The 12474-nt window shown below is 38.1% G+C and carries 9 protein-coding genes; 4 read left to right on the top strand and 5 right to left on the bottom strand.

The genetic code is table 11. The annotated features are described in order from the left end of the window. Positions 1 to 194: 194 nt before the first annotated feature. Entirely contained in the window at positions 195 to 1040 is an 846-nt protein-coding gene (locus tag MKJ01_RS10230) for an RteC domain-containing protein (RefSeq protein WP_241613697.1), read from the bottom strand. A gap of 49 nt (positions 1041 to 1089) precedes the next feature. Then, positions 1090 to 2799, bottom strand: a complete 1710-nt coding sequence (locus tag MKJ01_RS10225) for a helix-turn-helix domain-containing protein (RefSeq protein WP_241613698.1) — start codon at positions 2797 to 2799, stop codon at positions 1090 to 1092. A gap of 269 nt (positions 2800 to 3068) precedes the next feature. On the opposite strand from MKJ01_RS10225, the gene MKJ01_RS10220 reads away from it, so the two are divergent. From MKJ01_RS10220 to MKJ01_RS10205, 4 genes are read left to right on the top strand one after another with little or no spacing between them, the layout of a single operon-like run. Continuing rightward, complete coding sequence (locus tag MKJ01_RS10220; RefSeq protein ID WP_241613700.1) at positions 3069 to 3320, top strand: hypothetical protein; 252 nt, start codon at positions 3069 to 3071, stop codon at positions 3318 to 3320. 31 nt (positions 3321 to 3351) lie between these two features. Beyond that, on the top strand, positions 3352 to 3516 hold the full coding sequence (locus MKJ01_RS10215) for a hypothetical protein (protein WP_241613702.1): 165 nt from the start codon (positions 3352 to 3354) through the stop codon (positions 3514 to 3516). A gap of 21 nt (positions 3517 to 3537) precedes the next feature. After that, positions 3538 to 5046, top strand: coding sequence for a MauE/DoxX family redox-associated membrane protein (locus tag MKJ01_RS10210; protein ID WP_241613704.1), 1509 nt, complete (start codon positions 3538 to 3540; stop codon positions 5044 to 5046). A gap of 23 nt (positions 5047 to 5069) precedes the next feature. Continuing rightward, positions 5070 to 5330 carry a DUF6520 family protein gene (locus MKJ01_RS10205; RefSeq protein WP_241613706.1) on the top strand — a complete coding sequence of 87 codons (261 nt, stop codon included), beginning with the start codon at positions 5070 to 5072 and terminating at the stop codon, positions 5328 to 5330. A 46-nt stretch (positions 5331 to 5376) separates the two neighbouring features. Here MKJ01_RS10205 and MKJ01_RS10200 read toward each other — a convergent pair whose 3' ends face one another. The 3 genes from MKJ01_RS10200 to MKJ01_RS10190 are packed head-to-tail and all read right to left on the bottom strand — an operon-like array spanning position 5377 to position 12227. After that, positions 5377 to 7845, bottom strand: a complete 2469-nt coding sequence (locus tag MKJ01_RS10200) for a S9 family peptidase (protein ID WP_241613708.1) — start codon at positions 7843 to 7845, stop codon at positions 5377 to 5379. After that, positions 7832 to 9229 (bottom strand): RagB/SusD family nutrient uptake outer membrane protein, encoded by a 1398-nt coding sequence (locus tag MKJ01_RS10195; RefSeq protein WP_241613710.1) that lies wholly within the window; start codon positions 9227 to 9229, stop codon positions 7832 to 7834. Before MKJ01_RS10195 ends, MKJ01_RS10200 begins: the two co-directional genes overlap by 14 nt. A gap of 4 nt (positions 9230 to 9233) precedes the next feature. Beyond that, positions 9234 to 12227, bottom strand: coding sequence for a SusC/RagA family TonB-linked outer membrane protein (locus MKJ01_RS10190; protein WP_241613711.1), 2994 nt, complete (start codon positions 12225 to 12227; stop codon positions 9234 to 9236). Positions 12228 to 12474 lie beyond the last annotated feature (247 nt).

Here is a 12474-nt window from a genome sequence, read left to right as displayed (position 1 = left end):
GGAGATATCTTTCGGTAGTTCTTCGGTACTACCGAAAGATTACAGTATTTACGCTACAAACAAAAGCTTCATAAGTTACTCTCTAAAAACAGAGACATAGAATGTAACCAATTCAGACAAAATAACATTACAAAAGTTTCTAACGGATCAATTCAGAGTAAAGAATCAAATAAAAAACAATCGAAAACAAATAATTATACGTCCAGATCATCGAGATATTGATTAAAGTTCTGTTGCAGCAGTGAAAGAAACTTACTTCTGTCGGTTTTACGCAGCCGCAATTCTGCCAGCGTCTTGTGGTAGTTCCCTAAATTGATATTCATCGAACTTTCTGCCCATCTGAAAATCTCCGCCAGGTCAGCATGTCCGCCATTGAAACATTTTGTGAGATGAAGCGCATACAGCAGTTCGGTCAATGCTACCTTAGGCGCTGTCCACTCAATACTTTTGACCGTTTCGGGAGAATGTCCAAGGTAATCACCTGAATTGATTTTGTCCGCAAGGAATTGTTCCAGCAGATCATTCGCTAGTATCTGGGACACCAGGTGGTCGTGGGATGTCGAAAAGTCCTCATCGTAGCTGTAGAGTTCGGGGCTGAGCTTCAGCTTGAAATCAAACTTAAATCGGACAAAGTATTTCTTATCGAGATAAGTAGATTTACGGCGATAGTACGTCATAAAATCTTTGTGCTCATTATAAAAGTGCAGCAGATTGGCTCTTTCATTCTGATAATAAGACTTCAGCACCTCGGGGTCCGAATAAGGCCTTGAAGACTCTATTGATAATATCTTCGCATAATAGATATAAAGTGATATAAATTTTGGTTTGATGGTTTTGAAGAAATAAATTTCTTCACTCCAGTCTGTGAACTGGTAACTACGCAGCAATTCCTTCAGTTGCCTTATCGCCGAATCGGTTTCCATCAATATTTCTTCGGAACAGCTTACGATGCCATTATTGCTCCTGTTGATCTGGTCGACAGCGTTGTTGAGCTCTATCCAAAGCTGATCGATCTTTTTTCGAAAATTCTTTCCGTTCATACGTTTACCTTTAATGTTCACGTAAAAATCGGCTTAAAAACAGATAAAATCAACTATCTCTCAGCTCCTGCTGTCTTTTTCTGATGAAATCAATCGGTCTCATTCCATTGATTTCCAGGAAATGGGACGAAAATTTTTGCCGGTTGGTCATTCCGCACTCAACCGCCAAGGCATCAATACTATAATTCAGATATTTGTTGTCCTCCAAAATAAGTTTCGTGATATACCGGATCCGTAATTCTTTCAGATAGCTTGGGAATGAAATCCCCATATGGACATTGAGCACATAAGACAGATGCGTCCGATTACTTCCGAGCATTTTTGCAACTGTTGGGATGGTAAGATTCTGGTTGAGAAACAGTTTTTGATCCTCAAATCCCTTCAATTTGCTTCGTATATCTTCAATGATCTCAGGACTGTAAAGACTTTTCTCCTCGCTGTTCACCGTATGATCGTGAACGGACTGCTGATTTTCTGACTCTCTTAATTTGATAAGTAGTTCCTTATACTTCTGCGTAAGCCTTCTTTCTCTTTTGCGGGATCGCCAGATCATATAAGATGAAAACAACATTCCGGTCCCAACAGAGATGTAGATCAACGCCAGGTCTTTATCATGTTTTTTTTCAAGTCTGTTTTTCTCCTCAATTAAAGTATATGTATCATACTCTCGGTAGAGCCTGGAAGAGAGCATTGCAAAATCTGCATTAATGATCGAATCTGCCTTCAGAAGCTGCCCGGTATAATACAGCTGGCCGTCTTTATCTTTATTTCTTTTTGCATCATTGATCAGGTATTCGTAATTGGACCTGATCTCAGGCGTGATAAAGCAGAATTTATTCACCAGGGAGTCCACTTTCTTAAAATAGTTTACAGCATCAATTCTGTCCCGCTTATACCAGTATAATTTCCCTAAATAAAAGTAAACGGTTGTCAAAGAAGCCTGATCACGTACGCTGCTTAAAATATCCCTTGATGCGATTAATTGTTCCTGGGCTTCGTCCGCTCTGCCCTGCCGCAGCATTTGAATACCTTTCCCCTTTCTGAACAGGCCAAGCTCAGGTAGAAACTCCTTCCTTTTTCGAAGCTGCTCCAGTCCTATATTGATGAGAGAATCTTCCTGTTTGTAAAGATGTAAATGTTTGTAGCACGTACTCAGCCTGTAGATACTGTTAAAATAGCCTCGCTCGTTATTGATTCTCAACGTCATGTTTTCGTTCTCTTTTGCTTTTTTCCCGAAGTACTCAGCAGTCTCTCTAAAATGAGCAGCAGCTTCCCTGTAATATCCCAAATAGCTCTTTACCATTCCAAGGTGGTAGGTAATTTTATTTTTAAGATAGAGGTCCTCGGAATTTTTTGAGTACCTGAATGCAATCAGGTATTCTTCCAGCGCAGGCTTGTACTGCCTGCGGTTATAATAGTAGATAATACCTTTGCCCAGATAGGCCCGTGCAATTTGATCAGTATCGCGGGACCTTAAGGCACATATGATGGCACTGTCTGCATATAACAGTTTTCTCTCAGATTGTGCACTGTAGTATATCGCCTCTTCATAACCTCTGATCAGTTTTTTGAGATCATTCTCATCCTTTGCTTTATTAATGTACAGGTTTACGAAGATCAAGGCCCTTTCGTCATTTTCATGGTAGGAATTGTACAGTGCTGCGATTTCCTTATACGATCGTTCAGGGTATTGATGGCCATCAATAAAACACCAAAACAGATTAAAGATCAGTAGTAAAATGCTATTATGATAGTTCATAACAATGAGATATATTCAAATTTACTGAAAAATCGACAATTAAACACCTGTTTCATTTTCCCCGAACTTAAAATCATGTTAATACTTGACTATCAGAACGATAACCATAAAAATAAAGGGAACAATGTACCAATCATTCCCTGTTAAAAGATCCATCGTTACCACCTTCACTTTTTTCATGGCATCAGTCCCGCTAATTTCGATGTCAGAATTCTAAACGAACCCGGCCGGGATAGACTTTTTTAAAACATCAAAAATTACAAACGACTATGAAAAAGTATATCTCAATTTTAATGCTGGCACCAGTACTTGGTATGGTATCGTGCGACAGAGAAACCACCAATAATGAAATGCCTGAGGACAACGCTCAACGCATCCAGTACAAGAGTAATCAATATCAAACCGAATACGCACGAAGCCAGGAAGCGCAGGTTGATTCCGCGTCCAAGGAAACCGGCGACGACGATGAACCGCAAGATGACAAGCAACATTGGAAAGTGCCGACCGATTCAGTGTGGTAGTCTAAGCTGAACCCAGACGATAAGCCTCGGTATGGAAGATCAGAAAATCACGCTAGCCACAGGGCGAAAATGCACCGTCAGCGGCGAATGGGAAACGCAGGGAAGGCTCGGAACGATCATATATGTCTCAAAGGGAGAGATCATGCCGGCCTACTGCGGAAAGAATGTCAAATGGATATTGATCAGAAAAGGATAAAACAGAAGTAAAATCAGACCAATGAAAACCTTCAAATCAAGATTTGTAGAATGTACAGGTTATTTTTTCATACTATTATTTTGCTATGCCAGCATAAGTAAAATATTAGATTTTGAGAATTTTCAAATACAGATCGGTCAATCACCACTATTAAGTGCTTATGCAGGAATTGTATCATATTTCACCATCATTATTGAAATAGCGATTGCTTTTTTACTAGCCATTCCTATAACCAGAAGGATTGGACTTTACTTCTCAATAGGACTGATGGCAGCATTTACAGTATACATTTACATTATTTTGAATTATAGTGAATTTATACCTTGTTCGTGCGGAGGTATATTGGAAAAAATGGATTGGAATACACATCTGGTTTTCAACATATGCTGCATTTTGTTAGCCATTATCTCCTATTTTCTGGTAGAAATTGATAGAAATGTAAATTATAAAAGAACTATATCGGTAGTTCTTTTTATGTTGGTATTTAGTAGTGGTTTGGTGGTATTATTATATTATACTTCTGAATATATGATAAAAAAAGAAAACAATTTTATCAGGCGTTTTCCTCATCATGGCGTGGTCGAAATAGATCGTTATGATTTGAAATTCAATTCATTTTATTTTGCCGGACATGATAATGATAAGATCTATCTTGGAAATTATACTTCTCCATTTCTTCTAACTGCACTCTCAAAAGACTTAAAACTTTATAAACAGTATTTACTGAAGCCTGAAAATTATAAGAAATTCAAGTGGTCAAGTACGAAAATTAAAGTAACCCCTCCGTATGTATTTTTATACGATGGGAAAATTCCTATAATTTACAAAGCTCCAATAGGGCAAACTGAAATGAAGATCGTTAGTGTAAACAACGCTTATTTCAGTGATCTGGAAATTATCGACAATGATCATATTGCTTTACGTTCCAAAAGCAGTAACAGTGGTTCCAATACACTAGGATTATTAAATCTTTCAGAAGATAACCGAGTAAAATTGAACGATGCATCATTGGATGGAAATGGTCTGTTTGAGACAGATGGACAGTTATTATACAGCCCGTTTAGTGAATCACTGATCTATGTTTATTACTACAAAAACCGTTTTGATGTTTTTGATAAGACCATAAGTCAAAAATTGATACATCATACCATTGATACGATTTCAACGCCTCGAATCAAAGTGGTCGAAATGAAAAATGGTATAAAGAAAATGGCAGCACCACCACAGATCGTCAATGCATATGCAACTGTCCAGCAAGACATTTTATTTAATAGATCGAATTTGATTGGAAGGTATGAACTGAGAAAACACTGGAAAAACAATAGTGTTGTAGATATGTACAACATCAGTAAAAGAGAATATCTGGGAAGTTTCTACGTCGAAAACCGCGGTGACGATAAGATGACCCAAATGTTGGCAACCGATCAGTTCTTTTATACATTGATCGGAAGCGAAATTGTGAGATACCGCTATGCGCAAGTGATATCAAAACAATTTAATAGGGAAAGCCCAAAACCTATAAAAGAGTAGGCAAAAACTAAAATTACTTTATTATGAAAAAATTCATTTTACCTGTATGCGTAGGATTACTAGCTACAGGAGCAGCATTGACAACCCAAAGTTTCAAGGCGCATAACAGCGCTATTGTAGATGGACATATGCTGGATGTTTCAGATCCGGCCAATCCAAAATGTGAAAATACATTTATTGAATGCTCGACCATCCCTTCGGCTTTTGCCTGTCAGGATGGCAACGGTAACGTTTTGCGGGAACTTCAGGGAACAAGTTGCCCTGAATCTCTTTACAGACCATAATAAAAAGAGCTGCCTATCGGCAGCTTTCTTTATTTTATCATAGTTTCTATTTAAGATAACGATCGAACCATTTCAGGAAATATTGAGTTGCTTTCTTTTGATTTTCAGGTTTCATCAGTGTATGTCCATCCTGTGGAAATAACATGAGTTCAACAGGTTTATTAAGACTTCTTAATCCGACAAACATTGCAATACTCTGCTCAAAATCAACGTGACGGTCTTCTTTTCCTGCCCACAGCAAGAGCGGGGTGTTTATCTTATCGGCATTGAAGACAGGATTATTATTAAAATAGACATTTTTATTATCATAAAAATTACCGGAAAATCGAAAGCTTTGATCTGTATATCTCCAGATGTTCGGTCTAAAATTGGTCTTACTGACTGAAAAATAAGAGGCTGTTATATCAGATAGTGAAGCTCCGCTTATGGCCGCTTTAAACAGGCCCGAGTGCGCAATGATATAATTTGTTTCAAAACCACCAAATGACTCCCCCACTATTCCCATTTTACTTTGATCTATACTAAAAGAATCAGATGCTACTTCAATAGCTTTATTAACTGACTTGAGAGCAGATTCTCCAGGTCGATCGATGATATATTTTATCCTGGGCAAAATGATAATATAATCTTCCATAGCAGTCAGGGAACGGTTGAATCCGGACTGATTGAAAACGCTCGGAAAATAAAAAGACTTATAGGAAGCCGCTTCATTCTCGTAGACACATACTATGGCAGGATACTTTTTATTATGATCATAGCCCGGAGGCAGAATGACACTTACATAGGTTGCATTTCCATCATCATCCCTAAAATCAATTAATTCTGCTTTTGGAAATTTTTCTTTCTTAAACATTGGCTTATTGGACTCATAAATAACCTTCAATGTTTTATCTCTGATGTTGTATTCTTCCAACATATAGGGCGTGTTAGCATTTTCTTTGGTGAAACTTATATTACCTTTAGAACAGACGAATTGATCGAGCTTATAAAAATCCAAACCTGAAATCCTTTCAAGTTTCTGTCCGTCATACACAGAAAGCCCCTCTCGAATATCATCTTTATGACTTACCTTAATTAAAATATAATTTTCTTTGATCTTCCGATATCTGGTCCATCTAAGAGGTGCACTTGTCACTACCGATCTATTTAATATCTTAAAGGATACTTCCGGATCAGAAGACTTAGTTATATTTTTATATGTCTTAGAATTCAGATCATATTCCCACAGATTCGAAACTGAGGTTAGATAAATTTTACTCATATTATTCGAAAAAAACAGATCTCCTGCCGAATTGAGGTTACTCTCATTTTGTCTGTTAGATCGATAAAATTTTTCCTTTATTTTACTCGTCAAATTTTCTTTCTTCTTGGAATGCAAATTATACATCCACCAATCCCGGTTTTCAAAGTAGATCAGTGAACCTTCTCCTACCGGATAAAACTGTTTCGCTTTTTGAACTTCAAATTCAACTTTGTTACTATAAACATTTCTAATTCTAATGGAGGGAATTAAAAACTCAGTTTCGGAATCACCATTGGCAAAATCCAGAACCTCTAAAATATACCGATCATTAAAGATCAAATAACGATTGCTTACATTTGGATCACTTTCATTAGATACCTGTTCCCCGGTTGATAGATCAAGCAGTAATGCTTCAAAATCTCTATTTTTTCTTGCCTCGAAATTGGGTTTTAAAGCAAGGTCACTACCGTACCAATTCTCAATGCTGTCTTTGTAGGAAATGGGTTTGTTTTTCCTTGATGCAATAAACATATTCTGATCGCCAAATCCAAATCCCGTAAAATCATTAAACTTGTGGTCAATGAATTTATCTAATATTTTCTCTCCATTCCATTTGTAGAATAAGACTTTCAGTCTTCCACTATCTTTTACAATAAACTTTGATAATTTACGTGAGATGTCAGGCGTATGATTGATCAGCTCTTGCGATCTTATACTGTCAAATCTTGTTATGATCTTACCTGTTCTATAACTAACTACGAAAGAAAAATCACTCCCCAGAACCAATGACATATCATTATCAAGCGTCTGAATTTTTGATATCCTTTCTGCAATATTAAACAACCTCAGAGACTTTCCTATACCGAAAAGCTGTTTAGAGCGTGTTATGATAAGACCATATTGAAGATCATCTTTAAAATTAAAATCAGATACATCCTTGATCACTTTTTTCTCTTTAGTTTTTAAGTTGATCATTAATAGACTATTATCTGATTGAAGAACTACAAAGAGATCATCATTGAGAAAACTCCTGACTACATTTTTAAAGGAGATCGTATCTTTGGTCTTTACATTTAAAAGAACTGTTCTTTTTTCAGAGTTGTCAAAAATTTTGGTAAATGAGCTCCAATGACCATTATTACTGATATCCGAATTAACGATCTTGTACCATTTATCAAATTTTCGATCATCTAAGATCCTTTGTCCAGAAATTTTTCCGCAACAGAAACACCATAAGGCAAATAATGATGCATAAAATCTAATACCCATCATTCTGAGGTTTAAGAGAGGGATTGGCAATCAATTCATTTTCAGGTAAGGGCAATAGAGACATATGGTTTTTCCAAGATGATTTAACTGTTGGCATATAGGTATTTAACAGACCTCTTCTTTTAAGATCAAAGAATCTATGTCCGAACTCAGTAAACAATTCGTGTCGCCGTTCATCCATCACAGCAGTTCTGATCTGCTGCTGATTCAAATTATCAAGACCTGCAAGCCCTGCCCTTTGTCTCAATTGATTTAAGCGGGTCATTGCAGTTTGAATATTTCCCAGCTCATTTTCAGCTTCAGCCGAGATCAAGTAAGCCTCTTCGACCCTCAACACAATTGAAAATTCTAATGATGATGAAGTTTTATTATTCTGGGTATATTTATACGGATAAGAATAATTCATCGTTGCATTAGATAAAGTCTTTGTCCATTTTAGTTTTCTCTGATCATCGGGTTCGAACGAATTCAATAGATTTTGAGATAAAACGACATTTTGCGGAGGCAAAGTGACAAAAATATAATACTGTCCTTCCAAGGTATTGACCCCTGCTTCCAAAGGCATAAATTGCCAGACAGCGCTTTTACTGTCCTTTAAAAACGTCTTTGAAATATCCTGTTCCATGGTATAAAGAGGATTTTGAATGATCAGATCCGCCATTATTCCGGCTTTTGCCCATTCCTGTTTGTATAGATAGAGTCTGGCCAATGCCAATCTGACGCCTGATCTGTTAATTCTCGTACGATGGGCTGTAGGATATTGATCTGTTAAGAACTGATCCGCTTTCTGATAATCTTCCTCAATATGAACATACACATTATCTGAACTCTGTCTCGAAACAGATTGATTTTGCAGATAATCCGTAGTCGTCATATACGGTACACCACCATAGAGATTAACCAGGTAAAAATGTAAGAACCCGCGTATAAAATAAGCTTCGCCCAAAATCTGGTTAACGGTCTGCTGATCAAGATAGGCTGTGCTTTTTTCAACTCCTTCAATGATATTATTGACAGCATAGATCTGCTTGTAGGCATTCACCCAGATCGTGTTTACAACCGTGGTATTCTGTTGGACGCCAAGATCGAAAAAGGTCTTAAAATCCAGAGACTGATTACTAACATAATTGAGTTCATCCGTATAACAGCCCATTAATGTCCCTACCCCATAAAGCGAACCATTTAAAAGCGTATTGGCCCTCAAATTTGAGTAGACATCCGACAAAGCTGCATAAGCAAGACTTTTATCTTTAAACACCATAGATTGGGATATCTGATTGTTAGGCTCATCCACTTCAAGAAACTTCTCACAGCTTATCACATAAAAACCGAAAAATAGAATAATGAAGGGGAAAAAATACTTTTTAATATGATATGAATTTTTCATTTTGTCAAAATTTAATATTAGCTGAAAAGGCGAACGTTCTTGCCAGGGGCAGAAATAACCCCTGCACTTCGGGATCAATGCCTTTGTACTTAGTGAAGGTCACGAGATTCTGCGCATGCAGCTGGAGTGTCAGGTCATTGACCCAAGTTCCCGACAGAGGAACTTTGTAGCCTATCTGTACATTATTCAGCCTTATAAATGAGGCATCTACAATGACTGCATCACTGGCCTGATACTGAGCAAAAGCTCTGGATGCATTGGTATTGGAACCTGTACTAGGTCGTTGAAATCTTGCATCAGGATTTTCAGGAGACCAGTAATCGAGCATATAGGTTGGAACGTTGGACATAGAGCCTAATAATGGTAAACTATAATCTAAATTGAACTGTCTCTGTTTAACGAATTGAAAAAGAAAATCCAATGACCAGTTTTTATATGAGACCTGACTTCCTATTCCACCGAAATATTTAACACCTATGTCAACCACCTTCGTTCTATCATTGGAATCGATCTTACCATCCCCATTCAGATCGGAAAACTCAAACAACCCTGTAGTCGGATTGACCCCTTTAAGCTCATAAACCTTTTTAATGTTTAATGATTGTCCCACCTCATAAGTAGAAGAGTAAGATGATGATTGCAAATTATCATATTCCAAAAGCCTGCTCTTTGGAAGAGTCCAGTTTCCGGTCATTCTCCATCTCACATATTGTCCCCTTACAATTGAAACACTCAGATCCGCCTCAGTTCCTGAGTTCTGAACTTTAGCAGAAAAATTGCTTTGTATCGTTGCAAAACCCGTAGTAGCCGGAAGAGGAATCCCTACCAATTGATTGGATGATCTGTTTCTGAACCAGCCTACAGAAAGGTTGATACGATCTTTTAAAAACCCAAGTTCTAAAGCATATTCAAGCTTTGTAGTTTTCTCCCAACTGAAATCCGGATTATATAATCTTGAAGGATAGATCCCTATTGTTCCATCATAAGCTTGCGATGTGGTTGTATAAGTATTGAGATACTGATAATCCCCGATCAGGTCACTTCCGGAAGTCCCCAAACTTGCCCTCAGCTTTCCAAAGCTCAGCCATTTTACGTTTTGCTTAAATAAGCGTTCTTCGGAAAATAACCAGGCTGCACCAACAGCTCCAAAGTTGGCAAATCTCTTGTCCGGGCCAAACCTGCTGGAACCATCTCTCCTACCTGTCAGATTAAAAATGTATTTCCCTGAATAATTGTAATTGAAACGTCCGAAGAACGCAGTGTAGCGGTAGTCGATATTGGTATCTTCAATGATCTTCTGGACCTTGGCATTGGACAAATTATCTATAAACTCATTTGAAGTAAAATCAGATGCCTGCAATCTTACGATATCATTTTTTCTATCCTCAAATGTAGAACCCAGGAATGCGCTGAAAGAATGGTCATTCCATTTTGTATTCCAGTGAAGTTGAGGTTCTATGATCCAACTTGTCTTTGAAACCAATCCTTCGTACCGAGCAGAAGTACTGCTTGTATAGCCTAAACCTGGATTGAAGGCGGACGAGGGATTGATCCTTGATTCATTTTGCTGCGTCTGCGTATATCCTGCATTCAATTTTAAAGCCCAATGTTCTGAGATCTCATAAGAGGCATTAACGTTGGTTACTAATGATCTGATAGCATTCAGATACTTATTTTCCAGTTTTGCCAGAGGATTGGTAAACGTATTTCCTTCCCAGTTCAGACTGCCGTCAGACTGATATAACATTGGAGCATCAGGAGCCAGCAAGATCTGCCGGGTAAGGTCTGCATCTGTCTGGTTGTTATTTTCCTTCGTATAAAAGATGGTCGGACTTATTTTAAGTTTCCTGTCTGGGCTTGTAATGACTGTGCTAAAATTAAATCCAGAACGTTTATATCTTAAACCATGGCCAAAAGCACTACCCTGCTCCAAATTGGACAACCCCAGATAATACTGGACATTTTCCGATCCTCCAGAATAAGCGAGCTGTTGCTGCTGGCTTATAAAAGTTTTCCCAATAAATTCCCTGTACCAATCAGTATTTCTGCGTTGGTCCCATTTCCCGTTGATATCGTATGCTGTTACAGGATAGGTTGTTATTCCATCATTGGCATAGGCATCTCTTCTCAACTGAAGATACTGCTCAGTACTGGCCATTTCTACCAACTTATTAGTTCTTGATACAGAAGTAATGGCATTGAACTCCAACGAGGATTTTCCTTTTTTTCCCTTTTTTGTGGTTATGATCACAACACCATTTGCTCCTCTGGAACCATAAATTGCCGTTGCATCCGCATCCTTGAGAACTTCCATACTTTCAATATCATTCGGGTTGATGGAATTGAGCGGACTTGATTCTCCCTTGGAAAGAATATTGTTCGATAAAGTACTTAAGGAGTTGGACTGCGCATTGAGGGGTACACCATCAACAATGATCAAAGGATAATTACCATCAAACCTCAGGCTGTTCTTTCCCCTGATCTGGATATCAAACCCACCACCCGCAGTACCGGAGTTCTGAGTGATCGAAACACCCGACATCCTTCCCTGTGCAGAAGCCAAGACATTCGTCACAGGCTGGTTCTCGATTTCTTTTGCGGAGACCCGAGCAATACTCCCCGTACGTTCTTTATCCCGCACTTTATAATACCCCGCATTGACCACCACTTCCTCAATGCTGTGTTCCTTTTGATCCAACTTAAGATTGACAATTGTTCTGCCATCAAGAGCGATCTTCTTTGCAGCATATTCAGGATGCCGAAAGATGACAAATGGATTTTCTCCTGTTATTTCTAATTGATATATTCCTTTTGAATTGGTTAAGGTAACCTGGTCACTGCCTTCCTGAGAGACCACAACTCCCGAAAGCGGTGACTGATCCTCTCCGACAGTAACAGTTCCTTTCACTGTCTTGGTCTGCGCTTTAATATTGCCGCATATTACGGTAAACATAAACACAAGACCGATGCTTCCTATGTTAGAATAGGATTTTTTCATAGTTTTGTATAGGTTTTAATTTTATTAAAATCCTCGAATAAACTCTAGCTCTTTCCCGGGTCTGCAAACTATGGGAGGAGCTTTTTTTATGTTGAGGATGATTCTATTTCATTTCTTCTTTTTTATTATGACTACTGGATTCAGGTATTTGAAAACAAAACTTTCGCAGTGCCCTTCGGTAAAGGATTTCGCCTAAGATAACCGCAAGGCACCTGAAAGCCATTTAATATGAATGAAATTGTGTCCC

The sequence above is a fragment of the Chryseobacterium sp. SSA4.19 genome, from assembly GCF_022601875.1.
Lineage (GTDB): Bacteria > Bacteroidota > Bacteroidia > Flavobacteriales > Weeksellaceae > Chryseobacterium.
This window is presented reverse-complemented; position numbering and strand designations above follow the sequence as displayed.